Raw genomic sequence first — 19,611 nt, 5'->3', positions numbered from 1 at the left:
TCCAGTGTGCCTCATTCCCGGGCGATCACCGGGGCCGCTGCCCGGACGATCACCGTCAGTCCTCGGCGAGCTCGGCGACACCCGTGATCCGGTGCAGCGGGTACGTCCGCACCTCGTCGGCCGTGTGGTCGTACGCCGTCACGAAGCCGCCCTCGACGCGGATCGGGGCGATGACGCGCTGGCTCGCGCTGCCCTCGGCGTTGACGTAGCCGATCCACAGGGACCCACCGGTCAGGACGGCGGCCTGCACGGTGGCCAGGGTCTCGGCGGAGGAGGTGCGTGGCAGCTCGCCGCCCGCGAGCGGGGTGCCCGTGGGCTTGCGCGGGGCGGTCGCGGCCAGGTCGCCCGCCCGGATCGCCCGGATCGCGGCCGCGAGGAGCGTCGCGTCGGGCGGCGGCGGCCCCTCCGGCACCGGCTCCGGGGCGGTGCGCGGCGGGGTGCGGTGGGCGTGGGCGCGGGTGATGAGCACATCCCCCTCGGCCGACTCGGCGGCGGGCGCGTATCCCATCGCCCGCAGGCCTTCCAGCAGGGTGGCCGGGTCCGCCTGCGTGGCCAGCACGGTCGGGGCCAGCCGGCGCAGCCGCAGGGCTCCCGCCCGCTTGTCGGCGAGGATCTCGTTCAGCAGGGCGTCGTCGTCGCAGCGCACGTACGCCGAGGCGGCCCCCACCCGCAGATGGCCGTGCTTGCGGGCCACGTCGTCGATCAGGTACGCCAGCGGCTGCGGCACCGGCGTCCGGGAGTGCGCGGTGAGGAAGGCGTGCAGGTCGGCGGCGGTCCGGCCGGCGTCCAGGGCGCGGCGCACCGAGCCCGGGGTGAAGCGGTAGACGGTCGCCCCGCCCTTGGACTCGACGTCCGCGAGCACCCCGAGCATGTCGGCGAGCGGCCGCTGCAGCGGCCCGGGGGCCACCGCCGTCAGGTCGGCCTGCAGCAGCACATGGTCCAGCGGCTCGGGCAGCAGCGGCGCGAGCAGCCGGGCAGCGGCGGCGGTGGCGACGGCCTGCTCGGCGGGGGAGAGCGGTTCGACGGGAGGGGCCGGACGGTGGTGGTGCACGGGGAGCTTGTCACCGGGTCCGGAGGGCTCGGGGGCCGCCGGGGACGCGGCGGGGGCGTGTCCCGGGGAGGCGGCGGAGCCGGAGGAGGCCGGTGCGGTTGCCGTCGCGGGGGCGATGCCCAGCAGCGCGCGCCCCTGCGCCGACAGCGCGCCGCGCCCGGTGACCCCCAGCAGTTCCGCCTCGGACAGGGTCCAGCGGGCGAGCCGGGAGCGCAGGTCCTCCTCGCCGTCCCGCTGCGGCCCGCGCAGGGGCCGCTCCCAGCGCAGCCGGGCCAGCACCGACTCGGCGGCCGGCGCCGCGCCCGCCGGGAGCCCGGCCAGCAGGGTCAGCACCCGGTGGCGTACCTCGGGCGCGGCGGACCGGTCCAGCCCCGGCCCGAGCGCCGAGAGCGTACGGTCCTTGGCGTCCCGCCCGCCGACCACACCGGGCGTCCGCGTCGCCGTCAGCCATGCCTCCGCCAGCCGTGCCCAGCGCTCGGCGGGGGGCCGTTCCAGCCACTCGTCGTAGGCGGGCGTGGCCGCGTACCGCTCGTCGGCCTCGCCGTCGGAGGCCAGCAGCCCGGCCGCGTACGCCAGCTCGACCCAGAAGGCGGCGACCGGCTCGGACACGTCGAGGGCGACGGCGGTGCGCTTGAGGTCCCGCACGCTGAGCCCGCCGGCCCGCAGCACGGCGGGACCGCCCTCGTCCCAGTCCTTCAGCAGCTCCTCCACCGTGGCCAGCGCGGTGTACGCCTGCCCGGCGGCCGTCGCGTCCACCACCTGGGCACTGTGCGCCGCGGCCGGTTCGACGGCGGGCGGCAGTGGCTCGGGCGCCCGGTGGGCGCGGCCCTCGCGCAGATGCAGGGCGACCTCGCGGGGCAGGACGACCGTGCCGGGGGCGGTCGGCAGCAGCAGGCCGCGATCCAGCAGCCAGCGCAGATGGGCGGCCGGGTCGGACGTGACCTGCCCGTACGGCGGGCCCCACATCAGCCGGGACAGCACCTCGCGGGAGGCCTCCGGGGCCCCGGCGAGCAGCTTGCCCATCTTCTTCCGGTCGGAGAACAGGGTGGTGAGCGCGGCCACGGCGGAGACGGAGTCGTGGGTCGAGGGCAGCCCGGCCGCGGTGAGGATCTCCTGGATCCGCCCGGGGGACATGCCCGAGGTGGCCTCCTGCACGCTCGGTCCGAGACCCGTCGGGGAGGGGTGCTGCGCGGAGGGCGCGAGCAGCTCCCGCGCGGTCCTCACCAGCCGCAGCCGGTCGTCGTCGCCCCACACCAGGGCCTGCTCGCGCAGGGTGGCGACGGCGCGGGGCAGCGCGCCGGCGACGGTCTCGTCGCCGGCGTCCCCCGCCATCAGGCCGAGCAGCGTCGGGTACGACGCCGGGTCCGGGGCCACGGCCAGCGCCTCCGCGGTCTGCAGCGCGAACCGGTCCAGCCGCTCCACGGCACGCAGCACAGAGGCGCGGGTGCCGGCGCGAGTGGCCAGCTGGGTCAGGTCGGTGGGGACGGGGGTGATGAGGTCGGGTCGGCTGCGCAGGAGCGCGGCCAGCGAGGCGTCGTCCCTCGCGCGGAGCGCTTCCGCGAGGGACCGGGGGGTTGCGGGGGCCTCGGGGCTCATCTGAACCACGTTAGCGGTTGCCGTACCCGGCTGACCGGTGCCCGACTGCGCTACCTTCCTCACGGGTTGTCTGTGCCGTCGCCCCGGAGGGGTTCCGTTGGGGATCGAGAGCGACCAGGTCGTCTACGAGTATCTGAGCCGTGTCGGGGATGTCGCTCAGCAGCGGCAGCTGCCGTCGTCCACGCGGATGCGGCTGGTGTCGGAGCTGCGCAACGAGATCGACCGGCACCGGGCCAAGGTGTCGGTGGACAGCCCCGCCGCCGTGCGTCGCATCCTGGACCGGCTGGGCACCCCGGACGAGGTGGTCACGGCCGCGGGCGGCACTTCGGCGGCCCCGCAGGCACCGGGCACCTCGGTGCCCGAGCAGCGCGAGCCGGAGCCGGCGGACCGTCCCAAGGGCCTGCGCAGGGTCGTGCCCCGCCCCCGCGCCACCGAGCCGCGGACGCCCACCTCCGGCACCGCGCCCTCCCCACCGCACCTCGCGTCCGAGCAGGAACTGGGCGACAGCCTCACGCAGCCCGACTGGTGGCGAGTGGAGGGCCTCGCGGTCCCCGACGACGCGGTACCGGGCTTCGTCGGCGGCGTGGAGATCCCCGACCTGCTCAAACGCCCCCGCAAGGAGGAGGACGAGTCCGTCCAGGACGCGGCCCAGCCGCCGACCGAGCAACCGGCCCCCACCGGCCGCCGCCTGTTCCCCCGCCGCACCCCCACGCCCCCGCCCGCACCGGCGGCAACCACCCCGGCACCGGCGGCCCGCCCCGTCCGTCGCCTCCTGCCCGGCCCCGCCGCCGGCTGGTCCAACCCGCTGCTGCTCCTGGCCGCCGCGGCACTGGTCGCCGGTGCGGTGCTCGGCAACTGGTTCGCCCTGCTCCTGGGCTGGCTGATCGCCTACGGCTCCCGGCGCCTGACCCCGGCCGAGACCAAGTGGGCCGTCGTGGGCGTCCCGGGCCTGTCGTTGGCGGCCGGCCTGGTCTGGCTCTGGGGCCGCGACACCGGCCGCTGGGGCGCCCCCATCGCCCAGGGCCACATGAACGCGGCCCTCGCGGACACCTGGCCCTGGGTGGTCCGGGGTGCAGCCGTTGCCTCGGCCCTGTTCCTCCTCTGGCGCTCCCAGCGAACCCGCCGGTGACCCCAGCCGCCAGCCGGCACCCGCCGACGGCGAACGCCCTCAAGGGGGCCACCCGCACCCGACGACGGAACCGGCACGGGCGGTGCGGGTGCGTACCCAGGTTCCGGCCGAAGGCCGGACGCCCACCCCCGACCCGCGCCCGCACCCGGCACAATGCCCCCATGACCTCGGCCTCCGCCCCCGCGCTCACCGTCGGCTTCGACCTGGACATGACCCTCATCGACTCCCGCCCCGGCATCCACGCCTGCTACGTCGCGCTGTCGGAGCGCACCGGAACCCCCATCGACGCCGACCTGGCGGTCACCCGCCTCGGCCCGCCCCTCGCCGAGGAGCTGGTGCACTGGTTCCCGCAGGAGGAGATCCCCGCGATGGCGGACCTGTACCGGGAGATCTACCCCTCCATCGCGATAGCCCCGACCCTCGCCATGGCCGGCGCGAGGGAGGCGGTCGAGGCGGTGCGGGCCGCGGGCGGCCGGACCATGGTGGTCACCGCGAAGTACGAGCCGAACGCCAAGCTGCACCTGTCCCACCTGGGCATCGAGCCGGACGTGGTGGTCGGCGACCTGTGGGCCGAGCAGAAGGCGGAGGCCCTGCGCGAGTACGGCGCGAGCGTCTACGTGGGCGACCACGTCGGCGACGTCCGCGGCGCCCGTACCGCGGGCACCCTGTCCGTCGCCGTGGCCACGGGACCGTGCGCCGCCGACGAGCTGCGGGCGGCCGGGGCGGACGTGGTCCTGGACGACCTCTCCGCGTTCCCGGAGTGGCTGGACGGCTACCGCTACCGGGAGGCGGCGTCCCGGGCCTGACGCCGGCCGGCGGCGACCGAGCGCAGCACACCCGCGCCGGCGACCAGGAAGCCGACGGCCATGAGCATGCTCAAGCCAAACATGTACGTCGGGAACGGCTTCGCCCCGAGGAACAGCGGGGTCACCGTGACGAGGGTGGCCAGGGCCCCGATGAAGAACAGGACGGCACCGGCGCGGATCAGCCCGTCACCGGGGCCGGCGGAATTCGCTTGGGTTTTCTCGTGCACCGGACCAGGGTAGTTCCCTGCGCGTCGGCGGTGGCGGGTCGTGCGCGGCGGACCGCGGTGATGAGCCGCCGTACGCACCCTGGCTGAGGTCCCCTGCAGCCTCTTTGAGCCTTCGCCTTCACCAGCAGGGGCTTTCTCTGTTTTCCGGGGTGATCGTCAGGGGAAAGCCCAAGTAACCTGATGGCAGGACGCTAGACGGCCTTGTCAGGGATGGCCCTACGGGAGCGGAAGAGGTGTGTGCTTTGCCGACTGGCAAGGTCAAGTGGTTCAACAGCGAGAAGGGCTTCGGCTTCCTCTCCCGCGACGACGGCGGTGACGTCTTCGTCCATTCCTCGGTCCTCCCCGCCGGAGTAGAGGTGCTCAAGCCGGGACAGCGCGTGGAGTTCGGCGTCGTCGCCGGACAGCGCGGTGACCAGGCCCTCTCCGTGACCGTCCTCGACCCCACGCCGTCCGTCGCGGCCGCCCAGCGCAAGAAGCCGGACGAGCTGGCCTCGATCGTCCAGGACCTGACGACCCTTCTGGAGAACATCACTCCGCAGCTCGAGAAGGGCCGCTACCCCGACAAGGCCTCCGGCAAGAAGATCGCCGGCCTGCTCCGCGCGGTCGCCGACCAGCTGGACGTGTGACCGCGCGAGAGCGCCGTGACTAAGGAAACGCCAGCGCGTCCGGCCCGAGGGGCGGTACCAGCCCCTCGGCCGCCGCGCGGGTGAGCAGCCCGCGGATCGCCGCGTAGCCGTCCTCGCCGAGGTCGGCGGTGAACTCGTTGACGTAGAGCCCGATGTGCTGGTCGGCGACGGCCGGATCCATCTCCTGGGCGTGCTCCATGACGTACGGACGGGAGGCGGCCGGGTCGTCCCAGGCGGCCTGGACGGACGTACGGACGGCGGCGGCGAGCCTGCCCAGGGTCTCGGCGCCCAGGGAGCGCTTGGCGATGATCGCGCCCAGCGGGATCGGCAGCCCCGTCGTGCGCTCCCAGTGCTCACCCATGTCGGCGAGCTTGTGCAGCCCGTAGTTCCGGTAGGTGAAGCGGGCCTCGTGGATGACGAGTCCCGCGTCGACCTTGCCGTCCCGCACGGCCGGCATGATCTCGTGGAACGGCATGACCACGACCTCCCCGACCCCGTCCCCGGCCAGCGTGTCCGCGGCCCACAGCCGGAACAGCAGGTAGGCGGTCGACTTCTCGCTGGGCACGGCGACCGTACGGCCCGTCAGGTCGGCGTCGGGCTCCCGGGTGAGCACCAGCGGCCCGCAGCCCCGTCCCAGCGCACCGCCGCACGGCAGCAGCGCGTAGTCGCCGAGGACGTACGGCAGCACGGCGTACGACACCTTCAGCACGTCGAACTCGCCGCGCTCGGCCATGCCGTTGGTGATGTCGATGTCCGCGAAGGTCACGTCCAGCGCGGGCGCGCCGGGCACGCGGCCGTGGGCGAGGGCGTCGAAGACGAAGGTGTCGTTCGGGCAGGGGGAATACGCGATCTGCAGGGACCGCTGCTGCTCATTGGTCGTCATACGGTGTTCCAACTCTCCCATGCGGGCGCCAGCTTCCCGAAGCCGTCGGTGAGGGCGGCGAGGGCGTCGCCGATGCGCCAGGCGGCGCGGTCGCGCGGACCGACCGGGTTGGAGACGGCGCGGATCTCCAGCACGGGCACGCCGTGCGCGGCGGCCGCCTCGGCGACCCCGAACCCCTCCATGCCCTCGGCGAGCGCCCGCGGATGCCGGGCGCGCAGCGCCGCGGCGCGGGCGGCGGTGCCGGTCACGGTGGAGACGGTGAGGACGGTGCCGGTGCGGGCGCCGGTGGCCTCGGACACGGCTCGTACGAGTGGTTCCGGCGGATGGTGGGTGATGGTCCCGAAACCGAGTTCGGTGACCGGGAGGAAGCCGTCGGCGGTCTCGGCGCCCAGGTCGGCCGCGGTGATCGCGTCGGCGACGACGAGCGAGCCGAGCGGCGCGCCGGGCGGGAAGCCGCCGCCGATCCCGGCCGAGACGACGAGGTCGTAGGGATGGCCGGCGAGGGCGGCCGCGGTGAGCGCGCAGGCGGTGGAGGCGGCGGCGAGAGCGGGCCCGACACCGGCGGCGATCAGGTCGTACCCGAGGGCGGTCCGCAGCACCCGGACCCCGGGCAGCCGCACCTCCTCGGCGGCACCTGCCCGTACGGCCTCGGCGGCACCTGGCGTTGCGTCCTCGGCGGTGCCCGGAAACGCCCGTGCCACCGCGTCCCGTTCGGCCGGGACCGCGGTGGCCACGAGGATGTGCACGGCGGGCGTGACCGGACCTCAGGCCTTCTTCAGCTTGAAGACCCAGAGCCCCTTGGGGGCCGTGTTGCTGCCCATCTGGACGGACACGGTGTTGGTGTCGCCCTGGGTGCCGTACTGGGAGTTGAAGAAGGCGCTGCTGGGGATGGTGCGGTACGTCTTCTTGCTGGAGTCGGTGAACTGGCGGCCGTTCACCAGCAGCGTCCAGCCGGCGTCCGCGATCTTCGGGTCGACACCGAAGCGGACCGTCTCGTCCTGGTCCACCTTGATCGACTGGACGTCGCCGACGTTCTTCGCGCACTTCGCGAGCGACTTGGCGTCCAGGTTCTTGCCGTCGTTGTAGCAGATGGCCTCGGAGTGGACCGAGTCCTGGCCTACGGTGACCGTCGAGACGGGCGTCGGCTTGTCGCAGGCCGACAGGACGAGCAGTCCGGCGGTAACGGCGCCGGCGGCGGCGACGGCGCGGCGGCGCCGCGCGGCGCGGTGGAGATCAGCGGCTTCGCCGCGAGGCAGCGTGGTCATGGGCGAAGGCTATCTGGCGCCCGGAGCCGTCCGCCCACGTGGGGTGCGGCGTGCCCGGTTCGTTACGCCGCCTGCGCCTCGGCCCGGCTGCCGTGCCGGGCCGAGGCCAGCAGCCCGCGCAGGGTGAAGACCCAGCCGGCGGCGACCATCGCGGCGGCGACCGAGAGGCCGGCGGTGCCGTTGAGCGGCATCACGATGCCCACCGCGCCGCCGAACACCCATGCCATCTGCAGCAGCGTCTCCGAGCGCGCGAACGCCGAGGTGCGCACCAGCTCGGGCACGTCCCGCTGGATCAGCGCGTCCAGGGCCAGCTTGGCCAGGGCCTGCGCGAACCCGGCGACCGCGGCGAGGCAGGCCACCAGGAAGGCCCCGAAGAACACGGCGGCGACGATCGCCGTACCGAGGACGAAGGCGACGACGGACACGATGATGATCTCCGGCGCCTTCGACTTCAGCCAGGCCCCGACGGCCGTGCCGAGCGCGTTGCCGGCGCCCGCGGCCACGCCGACTATGCCCAGCGACACCGCCGCGCTCTCGCCGGTGAGCGGGTGCTCGCGCAGCAGGAAGGCGAGGAAGAAGATCAGGAAGCCGGACAGGCAGCGCAGGGCCGCGTTGGCGCCGAGGGCGTGGGTGACGGCGGGGCCCACGGTGCGCAGCCCCGGCCGCTTGGCCTGCTGGTGCCGGCGGTGCGGGCCGTGCAGATGCTGCGCGTCGGCCGCGAGGAGTGCCACGTCCTCGCCCTTGGCGGAGTCCACCTTGGGCGGCAGGGAGAAGGACAGGAACGTCCCTGCGACGAAGATCACGAAGGCGCCGTACAGCGGCCAGGGGTCGCCGAGGGCGTGCAGCCCCGCCGCGATCGGCGCCGCCACACCGGTGGCCAGCAGACCGGCCAGGGTGACCCGGGAGTTGGCTCTCACCAGGGAGAACGCGGGGGGCAGCAGCCGGGGTACGACGGCGCTGCGGACCACGCCGTAGGCCTTGGAGGCGACGAGCACGCCGAGGGCGGCCGGGTACAGCTCCAGGCTTCCGTTCGCCACGGCCCCCGAGATGATCAGCGCGAGCAGGGCGCGGGCGAGCATGGCCCCGGCCATCGCGGCGCGGCGTCCGTGCGGGAGGCGGTCGAGGAGGGGGCCGATGACGGGGGCGAGGACGGTGAAGGGGGCCATGGTGATGGCGAGGTAGAGCGCGACCCGGCCCCGGGCCTCGTCGGTCGGTACGGCGAAGAAGACGGTGGAGGCGAGTGCGACGGTCACCATGACGTCCCCGGCGCCGTTCACCGCGTGCAGCTCGATCAGTTTGCCGAGCCCCGACTCGCCGGCGCCGTGCGCGTGTGTCGCCCTGCGGATGCCGCGAGCGGCGCCGGTGACCGGGAAGTGCAGGGCGCGCCCGACCGCGCGGACGGCACCGCCGACCCGGCCCGAACCGCCACCCCGAACGCTTGCCCTGTCCGCGGCTGCCACGTCGTTCATAGTGCCCCGAGACCCCGCCCGATAGTGCCCTTTGAAACGGAGCGAGTCGAAACGCCCCTGCCCGACCGGCACTCCATCCGGCCATCGGGGACGCCGCGCCGGGGATGCGGGACGGCGTGTCCCGGGCCGGACGCCCCGGACGGTTGCCGCACCGCCGACGAGGAACGGACGGGTGGGAAACCCCGTGGACTGTCCCCCACCACCGGCTACGGGGTAGCGTGCGTATCTCAGCCATAACGCACAATGGATGGCAGAGGTGTGTGCGCCCGAGCGCGCGGAAACAGACGTCGATGCGGCCCCCAGGTCCGCTCCGTCCGTCCAACCGCCGGAGGCAGCCGCACTCAATGCAGACGGCGTAGGAGAGAAGCGATACCTGTGAGCGCAGCGACAACGCGAAGCCGCACCCCCGACCGTCTGTGCGCCGAGGCCGTCGACCTCGCCCGCGCCGCCGCCGAGGAGGCCGCCGCGCCCGGGGTGGTCGGAGAGCACGTCGGCCTGGTGTCGGAGGGCGACCGTGTTGTCACGCACTTCTTCGAGTGCAAGGAGCTGGGCTACCGGGGCTGGCGCTGGGCGGCGACGGTGGCCCGCGCCTCCCGCGCGAAGATCGTGACCCTCGACGAGGTGGTCCTGCTCCCCGGTCCCGACGCGCTGCTCGCCCCCGAGTGGGTGCCGTGGAGCGAGCGGCTGCGCCCCGGCGACCTCGGTCCCGGCGATCTGCTCCCCACCGACCAGGACGATCTGCGTCTGGAGCCCGGCTACACGGGCGAGGAGGAGCCGCCGCCGAACTCCGTGGTGTCGCCGGACCTGGCGGACCTGGCGGAGGCGGAGGACGCCGATGTGACCCCGGGCGCGCCGGCCGTCCAGCCGACCGTCCCTCACCGTGGCTCGATCGCCGCGGTGGCCGAGGAGCTGGGCATGCGCCGCGCGCGGGTCCTCTCCCGCTACGGCCTGCATGTCGCCGCCGACCGCTGGGAGGAGTCCTTCGGGCCCAAGACCCCGATGGCCCAGGCGGCCCCGGCCTCCTGTGCGACCTGCGGCTTCCTGGCCCCGATCGGCGGCTCTCTCGGCCAGGCGTTCGGGGTGTGCGCGAACGAGTTCTCCCCGGCCGACGGCCGCGTGGTCTCCCTCGCCTACGGCTGCGGCGGTCACTCGGAGGCGGCGGTCATGCCCAAGCCCCCGCAGCCGGCCGCGCCCGTCATCGACGAGACCCGCGTCGACCCCTTCCCCCTCCGCCCGTCCCGCGACTCCGGCTCGGTCCCGGAAACGGGCGACGAGGAAACGGCAGAACTGGGCCACTCCTGACCGCGCCCGGCTCGACGCGAGGCCACGCCGGGGCCGCTCTCCTGCGCTGAACCGCCCGGGCGTGGTGGCTGCCGCCGTCGGGCGGGACTGCGGGGGTCACTGCCACTGGTTGGCGGCTGCGTCGGGCGCGTCCCCAGCCACCCGCGGCCCACCCGCCGAGGGCAGCCACCCCGAGGCCGACCAGCCGTCCACGACTCCGCAGGCCACCAAGTCACGCCGACCACGCGCCCCCACGACACCCCCGGCCCTGCCGAACCCTTCCTCATCCCCACCCCGGCCCACCGAGCCTTGTGGCCCTGGCCCGCCGAGCCTTGTGGCCCTGGCCCGCCGAGCCTTGTGGCCCCGGCCCGCCGAGCCCCACGGCTTCGGGTCGCCGAGCCTTGTGGCCCCGGCCCGCCGAGCCCTACGGCTCCGGGTCGCCGAGCCCTGTGGCCCCGGCCGCCGAGCCCTGTGGCCCTGGCCCGCCGAGCCCTGTGGCCCTGGCCCGCCGAGCTCCACGGCTCCGGGTCGCCGAGCTCCACGGCTCCGGGTCGCCGAGCCCCACGGCTCCGGGTCGCCGAGCCCCACGGCTCCGGGTCGCCGAGCCCTACGGCTCCGGGTCGCCGAGCCCTGTGGCCCCGGGTCGCCGAGCCCTGTGGCCCTGGCCCGCCGAGCCTCACGGCCCCGGGTCCAGCGAGACCTTCGCCGCCCCAGCCCTCAGTCGCCCCGCCCAGCCGCCCCCGGCTCCTACCGATCCCTTCGTCATCCTCGCCCCGGCCCGCCGAGCCCTACGGCTCCGAATCCAGCGAGCCCTGCGGCTTCGGCCCGCCGAGCCCAGCGGCTCCGGGTCCAGCGAGACCTTCGTCGCCCCTGCCCTTGGTTGCCCCGAGCCAGTCGCCCCGGGCCCGGCGACACTCCGGCCCCCTGCCAGGCCCCAACCTCTCCCTTCGGCCCCCGCCCCCCGCGCGCTGTACCTTCGTCCTCACGCCGATGAGGAGAGTGAACGTGAGCAAGTACGTGCGGCCGGCGGTCGAGGGCGCCGACCCATTCGGTACCGCCCGGCTGCGTCGCGGGGTCCTCGACGCCTGGGCCACCAGCCCCGCCCGGTTCCGTGAGGACGCCAACGCCGAGGAGGACCTGGTCCTCGGTGGCTACCGGGACCGGCTCGTGGTCGAGCTGGCGCAGAACGCCGCCGATGCCGCCGCCCGCGCTAAGACCCCGGGCCGGCTCCGCCTCACCCTCCGCGACGGCGTCCTGGTCGCCGCCAACACCGGTGCCCCGCTGGACGCGGCCGGTGTCGAGTCGCTGTCGACGCTCAGGGCCTCCGCCAAGCGGGACACCCAGGACACGCAGGACACGCACAGCGCCGTAGGGCGGTTCGGTGTCGGGTTCGCCGCCGTGCTGTCCGTCACCGACGAGCCCGCGATCGTGGGCCGGCACGGCGGAATCCGCTGGTCCCTGAACGAGGCGCGTGCGCTGGCCGCCGACACCGCCCGGCACAGCCCCGGGCTGGGCGACGAGATCCGGCGCCGGGACGGCCACGTGCCCCTGCTGCGGCTGCCGTTCGCCGCCGAGGGATCCGCCCCCGAGCCGTACGACACCGTCGTCATCCTCCCCCTGCGCGACGCCGCCGCCGCCGACCTCGCCGAGCGTCTCCTCGACGCCGTCGACGACGCCCTGCTGCTCGCCCTGCCCGGCCTGGAGGAGGTCGTCGTCGAGATCGGCGACGCCGCCCCCCGCACCCTGCGCCGCCGTACCGAGGGCGCCGTCACGGTCGTGGCGGACACGCGCCACGGCACCACCCGGTGGCGTACCACCGCCGCGCACGGCCCCCTCACCCCCGACCTCCTCGCCGACCGCCCGGTGGAGGAGCGCCTGCGCCCGCACTGGTCGGTGACCTGGGCCGTACCCGCGGACGAACAGGGCGCGCCGCTGCGTCCGCGCACCACGCCCGTCGTGCATGCCCCCACCCCGAGCGACGAAGCCCTCGGCGTCCCCGCCCTCCTCATCGCGTCCTTCCCGCTGGACACCACCCGCCGGCACGCCGCCCCCGGCCCGCTGACCGACTTCCTGGTGCAGCGGGCCGCCGACGCCTACGCCGAGCTGCTGGCCGAGTGGCGGCCGGTGAGCGAGGGCGTCATCGACCTCGTGCCCGGGCCGCTCGGCAAGGGCGAACTGGACGGCGCGCTGCGCCAGGCGATCCTGGAGCGCCTGCCCAGGACCGCCTTCCTGCCCCCGGCGGTCGGCCCGCACGGCGACGACGACCTGCCGGAGGCCCTCCGCCCCCGGGACGCCGAGGTGGTGGAGGGCGCGGGCGCGGACACCGTACGGGTGCTCGCCGAAGTGCTGCCCACGCTGCTCCCGGCCGGCCTGGAGCGCCGCGTCGAGCTGCGCACGCTCGGCGTGTCGCGGCTCCCGCTCGCGGACGCCATCGACCGCCTCGCCGGGCTGGAGAAGGACCCCGGCTGGTGGTGGCGGCTCTACGACAGTCTCGCCGGGGTCGATCCGGACCGGCTGTCCGGGCTGCCCGTGCCGCTCGCCGACGGCCGGACCACCATCGGCCCCCGGCAGGTGCTGCTGCCCACCCCGGACGCCGCCCGTCTCGACGCGGACGTCCTCGGCCGGCTCGGGCTGAAGGTGGCGCACGAGGAGGCCACGCACCCGCTGCTGGAGAAGCTGGGCGCGCTGCCCGCGACCCCGCGCGCGGTGCTCACCACCCCGCAGGTGAGGGCCGCCGTGGCCGCCTCCCTGGACGAGGAGAGCGGCACCGGCTGGGAGGAGGACGCCCCGGACGCCGACGAACTGGCCGACACCGTCCTGGCGTTGGTGCGGGACGCCGGTCTGGAGCCCGGTGACGAGCCGTGGCTGGGCGCCCTCGCACTGCCCGACGAGGACGGGGAGCTCGCTCCGGCCGGCGAACTGGTCTTCCCCGGCAGCCCCTTCGCCCGGGTGATCCGCGAGGGCGAACTGGCCGAGGTGGACGCCGAGCTGGCCCGGAAGTGGGGCGAGCAGCCGCTGACCGCGTGCGGCGTCCTCGCGGACTTCGCGCTGGTCCGCGCCACCGACGTCGTCCTCGACCCCGACGAACTCGAGCCCCGCGAGGGCGACTTCGCCGAGCCGGACGACGCGGGGCTGCTGGACGCCGTGGACGTGTGGAGCGAGGACATCCTCGACCGCTTCCCGGACAGCCCGGTGCCCCCGGTCGCCACCGAACTCGTCGCCGTGCGCGACCTGGACCTGGTGGACGACGACCACTGGCCCGAGGCCCTCGCCCTGCTCGCCCGCCCGCCGCTGCGCGACGCCCTCACCCAGCCGGTGCGGATCCTGCTGCACGACGGCACCCACGAGACCGTACGGCCGTACACGGCGTGGTGGCTGCGCGGCCACCCGGTGCTCGACGGCCGCCGCCCGGCCGGTCTGCTCGCGGCCGGTGGCGACCCGCTGCTGCGCGGCCTGTACGACGAGGCGGACGCGACCGGGTTCGAGGACGAGCAGGTGCTGCGCGCGCTGGGCGTGCGCACCTCCGTCGCCGCCCTGCTGGACGAGCCCGGCGGCGCGGCCGAGCTGCTGGACCGCCTCGCCGACCCGGACCGGCAGGTCACCGCCGCCCAACTGCACGGGCTGTACGGCGCGCTGGCCGAGCTGGACCCGGAGCAGGTGACCCTGCCGGAGGAGCTGCGGGCCGTGGTCGACGGGCGGGTGGAGGTCGTGGACGCCGCCGACGCGGTCGTCGTCGACTCGCCCGACCTGCTGCCCTTCACCGCCGGTGTCCCGCTGCTGCCGGTCCGCCCCGCCCGGGCGGCCGACCTGGCCGAGTTGTTCCAGGTGCGGCGGCTGAGCGAGTCCGTCACCGGTGAGGTGCACTCCGAGGGGACCGAGCACGGCGTACCGGACGCGGTGCGGGTGCTGCTCGGGCCGCGCACGCCCGGCACCTATGTCGAGCACGAGGAACTGGTCGTGGACGGCGTCGGGATCGACTGGCGCCTCACGGACGACGGCGTCCTGCACGCGGCCACCCTGGAGGGCGTCGCCGCCGGCCTGGCCTGGGCCGCCGGGCAGTGGCCCCGCCGCTTCGAGGTGGCGGCCCTGCTGGAGGACCCGTCACGAACCGAGGAACTGGCCCGGGACCGGTGGTTCGACTGACGTCGACAGAACTCGCACGTTCCCACCAGTAGTCCGCAGCGCCGCTGCGGCAGGGGGTGAGGGGGCGGGCGGATCCCGCCGGACATTCACAAGAACACCTGTACAACCCCTCACCCTCCTCACGAGTCTCAGGTCGTGAGTCAAGGGACTCCACGATCACTTGGACCTCGAGTCCACCTTTCTCCCTACAGGGGAACGCATGCGCATTCGTGCCACTGTGGCCGCCGTCACCGGCGCCCTGGCCCTCTCCGCCTTCGTCGTGCCCGCCGCACAGGCCGCCGACAGCTCCTCGTACGGCCCCGCCGACCTGGTGAAGACCGCCCGCACCCTCCACGCCGACTCCGGCAGGTCGGCGTTCAGTTCCTCCGCCGCGGACACCGACGAGCCCTACGCGCTGAACCTCACCTTCTCCGGGGTGAAGATCAACAACGGCAAGCCGATCGTCGTGGGCACCACCAACCACGTCTCCGTGCCGGTGACCTACACGGTCACGCACGGCGAGGACGTCAACATCCACGCCGCCGACTTCCTGATGGACGTGGACATCTACCGCGGGGCGTACGACGACCCGAACGCCAAGTACCAGGTCGGCGACGACTGGCCGACCTGCACCGACACGTCGACGACCGTCGCCACCTGCAAGGGCACCATCGACATCTACCCGCGGGACCCCGACTTCGGGCTGGTCAACTCGGACGCCACCACCTGGAAGGCCGAGGGTTACGCCATCGCCTTCAACGGCCAGGACCCGACCGCCGAGGACTTCGACGTCACCAAGGTCGGCTACGCGGCTCAGGACGGCCTGGGCACCACCAAGCTCCAGCGCTACTCCAAGCTGACCGTCAACGCCTCCCCCGAGCCGGTGAAGAAGGGCAAGACCATCACGGTCACGGGCAAGCTCACCCGCGCCAACTGGGACGACCACGAGTACCACGGCTACACCAACCAGTCGGTGAAGCTGCAGTACCGCAAGAAGGGCTCCAGCACCTACACCACGCTGAAGACCATCACGTCGGACTCCACGGGCTACCTGAAGACGACGACCACGGCCACGGCCGACGGTTACTACCGCTACTCCTTCGCGGGCACCTCGACCACCCCGGCGGTCAACGCCACGGGCGACTACGTCGACGTGCAGTGAACCGGCGATGAAGTAGGCCATACCGCCCCGGCCCCGGAAGCGCGCGCCGCCTCCGGGGCCGGAACGTTTCCTCTCACTTGCGCCATGACCTGGCAATCGGCGGACAAAGATTGGCCGGGAACCGCTCCTGCCGTACAACCGGTGCCGTGCCCCGTGGATCTGATCGCGTGAGTCGACCGACTCCCCGATCACCTCTCCCTCCAGGGGACCGCACATGCGCATACGTGCCACCGTGGCCGCCGTCACCGGCGCCCTGGCCCTCACCGCCCTCGCCGTGCCGGCCGCGCAGGCCGCCTCGTCCAGCGGTACGCCGTACACGATGGATGTCAGCTTCTCCAACCTCAAGATCGCCTCGGCGATCAAGGTGGGCACCACCAACAAGGTCAGCACGACCTACACGTACACGCTGACGCACGGCGCCGACGTGGACATCACCGCGTCGGACTTCTACACCGACGCGTACCTCTACCGCGGCACGCTGGACGCTCCGTCCAAGACGCTGGAGGGCGACGACTTCGCCACCTGCTCGCCCACCTCGTCGACAACGGCCACCTGCACCGGCAGCGTCGACCTCTACCCCGGCGAGGGAGAGCTGAAGAACGCCGACGCCGGCAGCTGGTCCGTCGCCGCCGAGGCGACCGCCTTCAACGGCCAGGACCCGAACAGCCCCGACCTCAGCAAGGTCGGCTACGCCGAGCAGGGCGACATGGCCACCACGAAGCTGCAGCGCTACTCCAAGCTCACCGCCAACGCGGGCCCGGAGCCGGTCAGCAAGGGCGCGACCCTCACCACCACGGGCAAGCTCTCCCGCGCCAACTGGGAGGACAACCTGTACCACGGCTACACCAACCAGCCGGTCAAGCTGCAGTTCCGCAAGGCGGGCACGAGCACGTACACCACCGTCAAGACGGTCTACTCCGACTCGACGGGCAACCTGAAGGCCACCGCCACGGCGTCGTACGACGGCTACTGGCGCTTCAGCTTCGCCGGCACCTCCACCACCCCTGCGGTGAACGCCACCGGCGACTACGTGGACGTCCGGTAGTCCTGCGCCGGGGCACCGGAATCACCCGGCGCCCCGGAGCGCGGTCCTCACGCCGGAAAGCGGCGGTCGATCCCCCTCCACAGCAACTCCAGGACGGCCGCCGCCACCACCGCCACCCCCACCGCCGTCCACGGCAGCGTCAGGCCCACCAGCCGCAGGGCGAAAAAGGTCTGCAGGGCCGGTACGGCCAGGACGCACACGAAGGCCGCGCCCATCGAGGCGACCAGGCCGATGCGCCACCACGTGTAGGGGCGGGCGACGATCGCCAGGATCCAGAGGGAGACCAGAAAGAGGGTGAGGGTGGCGGCGCTGGTCTCGGAGGTGAGGGAGCCGGGGCCGGTGTAGTGGTGGCGGGCGATCAAGTAGGTGACGAAGGTCGCCGCTCCCGCCACCAGGCCGCCCGGGACGGCGTAGCGCATGACGCGGCGCACGAAGTGCGGGCGGGCCCGTTCGGTGTTGGGGGCCAGGGCCAGGAAGAACGCCGGGACGCCGATCGTGAGCGTGGACAGCAGGGTCAGATGGCGCGGCAGGAAGGGGTACTCCACGCGCCAGCACACCACCAGCAGCGCCAGCAGCACCGAGTACACCGTCTTGACCAGGAACAGCGTGGCCACGCGCGTGATGTTGCCGATCACCCGGCGCCCCTCGGCCACCACGGACGGCAGCGTCGAGAAGCTGTTGTTCAGCAGCACGATCTGCGCGACCGCCCGGGTCGCCTCGGAGCCCGAGCCCATGGAGACGCCGATGTCGGCGTCCTTGAGCGCCAGGACGTCGTTCACGCCGTCGCCGGTCATCGCGACCGTGTGCCCCTCGGACTGCAGCGCGCCCACCATGTCCCGCTTCTGCCGCGGGGTGACCCGGCCGAACACGGTCGCCCCGTCCAGCGCGTCCGCCATGCCCCGGGCGTCGGCCGGGAGCCGGCGCGCGTCCACCGCCGTCCCCGACAGGCCGAGCTTGGCCGCGACCGTGCCGACGGAGACCGCGTTGTCACCGGAGACCACCTTGGCGTGGACGTTCTGCTCGGCGAAGTAGCGCAGGGTGTCGGCGGCGTCTGGCCGCAGCCGCTGCTCCAGGACCACCAGCGCGGTGGGGCGGGCGCCCCGGGCCGGCTCGGGGTCGTCCAGATCGCGGGTGGCGCGGGCCAGGAGCAGGACCCGCAGTCCCTGCTCGTTGAGGCGCTCGGTCTCGGCCAGGGCAGGGTCCTCGGGGCCGAGCAGCACGTCGGGGGCGCCCAGCAGCCAGGTACTGGCCTCCCCGTCGCCCTCGCTGAACGCGGCGCCGCTGTACTTGCGGGCGGAGGAGAAGGGCAGCGACTCCACGCAGCGCCACTCCTCGCTGTCCGGAAAGGCGTCGATGACGGCCTGCAGAGAGGCGTTGGGGCGCGGGTCGGACTCGCCGAGGGCGCCGAGCACCTTGCGCACGTACGTCTCGTCGGCCCCGTCCAGCGGCAGGAGCTCGGTGACGTCCATGCCGCCCTCGGTCAGCGTGCCGGTCTTGTCCAGGCAGACCGTGTCGACCCGGGCGAGGCCCTCGATGGCGGGCAGCTCCTGCACCAGGCACTGCTTGCGGCCGAGCCGGATGACCCCGATCGCGAAGGCGACCGACGTGAGCAGCACCAGCCCCTCGGGGACCATCGGCACGATGCCGCCGACGGTACGTGCGACGGCGTCCCTCAGGTCGTTGTTCTTCACCACGAGCTGGGTGACGATCAGGCCGATCGCGGCCGGGACCATCATCCACGTCACGTACTTGAGGATCGTGGAGATGCCGGTGCGCAGCTCGGAGTGGACGAGGGTGAAGCGGGAGGCCTCCTCGGCGAGCTGGGCGGCGTACGCCTCGCGGCCCACCCGGGACGCCGTGAACGCGCCGCCGCCCGCGACCACGAAACTGCCGGACAGCACCTGGTCGCCGGGGCGTTTGACGACCGGGTCGGCCTCGCCGGTGAGCAGCGACTCGTCGATCTCGAGCCCCTCGGCCTCCGCGCACACGCCGTCGACGACGATCTTGTCTCCGGGCCCGATCTCGATGAGGTCGTCGAGGACGATCTCGTTCGTGGGCACTTCCACGGCGGTCCCGTCCCGGCGGACGGTCGGCCGCGCCTCCCCGATCACCGCGAGCGAGTCCAGGGTCTGTTTCGCGCGCCACTCCTGGACGATGCCGATGCCGGTGTTGGCGAGGATCACGAAGCCGAAGAGGCTGTCCTGGATCGGCGCGACGAACAGCGTGACCAGCCACAGCACGCCGATGATCGCGTTGAACCGGGTGAAGACGTTGGCCCGGACGATCTCCCCCAGGGACCGGCTGCTGCGCACCGGCACGTCGTTGACCTGCCCACGCGCGACGCGCTCCGCGACCTCGGCGCCGGTCAGTCCGGCCGGCCGGCTCGCGGGCAGGGCCACGGGGTGCACGGGGTCCAGCTCGGCGCCCGCGTCTATGTGGGTCATGCCTTCGACGGTACGTGCGCTTTTGTCGCTTCACCTGCCGAGCGGGGCGAATTTCCGACCTGGGGAGGACCGATACCGACCGGTGTCGTGCGCTGGTTGTACGGCTACTCCGTCGCCGTCGGCAGTGCGCTCCGCGTCTGCGCGTCCCGCTTGATCGCCGCGTCCCGCTTGCGGACGTACCAGATGCCGATGAGCCCCAGGCCGCCGCCGGCCAGGCAGGTCCACAGCCACCACAGGTGACCGTGGTCGTCGAACCAGCCGTAGAAGGGCAGCTGCACCAGGAAGAGGACGAACCACACGATCGTGCCGCCGGTGATGGTGGCGACCACCGGGCCCTCCAGGGGTTCGGGCGCCTCGTGCTTGGGGGTCCACTTAGCCATGGGCACAGCTTACGAGGCGATCAGGTCTACGCGCGGAGATAGCGATCCGGCCGTCATACGTTCATACTGAAACCGTTTGTCTTTGACCGCTTCTGTTCGTAGGAAAGTCCAACGGGGCTCGGGGG

At 73.8% G+C, this 19,611-nt stretch carries 15 protein-coding genes; 7 read left to right on the top strand and 8 right to left on the bottom strand.

Going from position 1 to position 19,611, the window contains the following annotated elements; all coding sequences use genetic code 11:
- Window positions 1-55 precede the first annotated feature (55 nt).
- Window positions 56-2,647, bottom strand: coding sequence for a helicase C-terminal domain-containing protein (locus ACZ404_RS24960; RefSeq protein ID WP_468443451.1), 2,592 nt, complete (start codon window positions 2,645-2,647; stop codon window positions 56-58).
- Between the two features lie 97 nt (window positions 2,648-2,744).
- Here ACZ404_RS24960 and ACZ404_RS24955 point away from each other — a divergent pair, with 97 nt between their 5' ends.
- Together ACZ404_RS24955 and ACZ404_RS24950 are read left to right on the top strand one after the other, a co-directional pair.
- Window positions 2,745-3,776: a hypothetical protein gene (locus tag ACZ404_RS24955; protein WP_468443449.1), complete on the top strand. Its 1,032-nt coding sequence runs from the start codon at window positions 2,745-2,747 to the stop codon at window positions 3,774-3,776.
- Between the two features lie 161 nt (window positions 3,777-3,937).
- Window positions 3,938-4,582: an HAD family hydrolase gene (locus ACZ404_RS24950; protein WP_468443447.1), complete on the top strand. Its 645-nt coding sequence runs from the start codon at window positions 3,938-3,940 to the stop codon at window positions 4,580-4,582.
- Here ACZ404_RS24950 and ACZ404_RS24945 read toward each other — a convergent pair.
- Window positions 4,555-4,809, bottom strand: a complete 255-nt coding sequence (locus ACZ404_RS24945; RefSeq protein ID WP_468443445.1) for a hypothetical protein — start codon at window positions 4,807-4,809, stop codon at window positions 4,555-4,557. The two genes, ACZ404_RS24950 and ACZ404_RS24945, sit on opposite strands and share 28 nt — an antisense overlap.
- Window positions 4,810-5,051: 242 nt before the next feature.
- Here ACZ404_RS24945 and ACZ404_RS24940 point away from each other — a divergent pair, with 242 nt between their 5' ends.
- On the top strand, window positions 5,052-5,435 hold the full coding sequence (locus ACZ404_RS24940) for a cold-shock protein (protein WP_468443444.1): 384 nt from the start codon (window positions 5,052-5,054) through the stop codon (window positions 5,433-5,435).
- Window positions 5,436-5,454: 19 nt separating this feature from the next.
- Here the strand turns inward: ACZ404_RS24940 and ACZ404_RS24935 are convergent, their stop codons facing one another.
- From ACZ404_RS24935 to ACZ404_RS24920, 4 genes are all read right to left on the bottom strand, one after another.
- Complete coding sequence (locus ACZ404_RS24935; RefSeq protein ID WP_468443442.1) at window positions 5,455-6,318, bottom strand: 1,4-dihydroxy-6-naphthoate synthase; 864 nt, start codon at window positions 6,316-6,318, stop codon at window positions 5,455-5,457.
- On the bottom strand, window positions 6,315-7,064 hold the full coding sequence (locus ACZ404_RS24930; protein ID WP_468443441.1) for a futalosine hydrolase: 750 nt from the start codon (window positions 7,062-7,064) through the stop codon (window positions 6,315-6,317). The genes ACZ404_RS24935 and ACZ404_RS24930 overlap by 4 nt, the downstream gene beginning before the upstream one ends.
- Window positions 7,065-7,082: 18 nt before the next feature.
- Window positions 7,083-7,583, bottom strand: coding sequence for a DUF2771 domain-containing protein (locus ACZ404_RS24925; RefSeq protein WP_468443440.1), 501 nt, complete (start codon window positions 7,581-7,583; stop codon window positions 7,083-7,085).
- 62 nt (window positions 7,584-7,645) lie between these two features.
- Window positions 7,646-9,052 (bottom strand): MFS transporter, encoded by a 1,407-nt coding sequence (locus ACZ404_RS24920; RefSeq protein ID WP_468443438.1) that lies wholly within the window; start codon window positions 9,050-9,052, stop codon window positions 7,646-7,648.
- A 375-nt stretch (window positions 9,053-9,427) separates the two neighbouring features.
- On the opposite strand from ACZ404_RS24920, the gene ACZ404_RS24915 reads away from it, so the two are divergent.
- The 4 genes from ACZ404_RS24915 to ACZ404_RS24900 all read left to right on the top strand — a co-directional run bounded on the left by ACZ404_RS24915 (window position 9,428) and on the right by ACZ404_RS24900 (window position 16,662).
- Window positions 9,428-10,354, top strand: a complete 927-nt coding sequence (locus ACZ404_RS24915; RefSeq protein ID WP_468443436.1) for a DUF3027 domain-containing protein — start codon at window positions 9,428-9,430, stop codon at window positions 10,352-10,354.
- 984 nt (window positions 10,355-11,338) lie between these two features.
- Entirely contained in the window at window positions 11,339-14,476 is a 3,138-nt protein-coding gene (locus tag ACZ404_RS24910) for a sacsin N-terminal ATP-binding-like domain-containing protein (RefSeq protein WP_468443434.1), read from the top strand.
- Window positions 14,477-14,675: 199 nt separating this feature from the next.
- Window positions 14,676-15,617, top strand: a complete 942-nt coding sequence (locus tag ACZ404_RS24905; protein ID WP_468443432.1) for a hypothetical protein — start codon at window positions 14,676-14,678, stop codon at window positions 15,615-15,617.
- Between the two features lie 214 nt (window positions 15,618-15,831).
- Window positions 15,832-16,662, top strand: a complete 831-nt coding sequence (locus tag ACZ404_RS24900) for a hypothetical protein (RefSeq protein ID WP_468443430.1) — start codon at window positions 15,832-15,834, stop codon at window positions 16,660-16,662.
- Between the two features lie 47 nt (window positions 16,663-16,709).
- Here the strand turns inward: ACZ404_RS24900 and ACZ404_RS24895 are convergent, their stop codons facing one another.
- Together ACZ404_RS24895 and ACZ404_RS24890 are read right to left on the bottom strand one after the other, a co-directional pair.
- Window positions 16,710-19,106, bottom strand: coding sequence for an HAD-IC family P-type ATPase (locus ACZ404_RS24895; RefSeq protein WP_468443428.1), 2,397 nt, complete (start codon window positions 19,104-19,106; stop codon window positions 16,710-16,712).
- A gap of 104 nt (window positions 19,107-19,210) precedes the next feature.
- Window positions 19,211-19,486 (bottom strand): DUF2530 domain-containing protein, encoded by a 276-nt coding sequence (locus ACZ404_RS24890; protein WP_468443426.1) that lies wholly within the window; start codon window positions 19,484-19,486, stop codon window positions 19,211-19,213.
- Between the last annotated feature and the right edge of the window lie 125 nt (window positions 19,487-19,611).

This window comes from Streptomyces sp. NPDC030798 (assembly GCF_055572275.1).
Note: the sequence above shows the minus strand (reverse complement) of the source record. Positions and strands in the feature narration are given on the sequence as shown.

Coding starts and splice junctions, on each gene's coding strand:
- ACZ404_RS24950 (WP_468443447.1), top strand. CDS start 3,938: ATGACCTCGGCCTCCGCCCCCGCGCTCACCGTCGGCTTCGACCTGGAC.
- ACZ404_RS24900 (WP_468443430.1), top strand. CDS start 15,832: ATGCGCATACGTGCCACCGTGGCCGCCGTCACCGGCGCCCTGGCCCTC.
- ACZ404_RS24935 (WP_468443442.1), bottom strand. CDS start 6,318: ATGACGACCAATGAGCAGCAGCGGTCCCTGCAGATCGCGTATTCCCCC.
- ACZ404_RS24905 (WP_468443432.1), top strand. CDS start 14,676: ATGCGCATTCGTGCCACTGTGGCCGCCGTCACCGGCGCCCTGGCCCTC.
- ACZ404_RS24920 (WP_468443438.1), bottom strand. CDS start 9,052: ATGAACGACGTGGCAGCCGCGGACAGGGCAAGCGTTCGGGGTGGCGGT.
- ACZ404_RS24925 (WP_468443440.1), bottom strand. CDS start 7,583: ATGACCACGCTGCCTCGCGGCGAAGCCGCTGATCTCCACCGCGCCGCG.
- ACZ404_RS24960 (WP_468443451.1), bottom strand. CDS start 2,647: ATGAGCCCCGAGGCCCCCGCAACCCCCCGGTCCCTCGCGGAAGCGCTC.
- ACZ404_RS24890 (WP_468443426.1), bottom strand. CDS start 19,486: ATGGCTAAGTGGACCCCCAAGCACGAGGCGCCCGAACCCCTGGAGGGC.
- ACZ404_RS24895 (WP_468443428.1), bottom strand. CDS start 19,106: ATGACCCACATAGACGCGGGCGCCGAGCTGGACCCCGTGCACCCCGTG.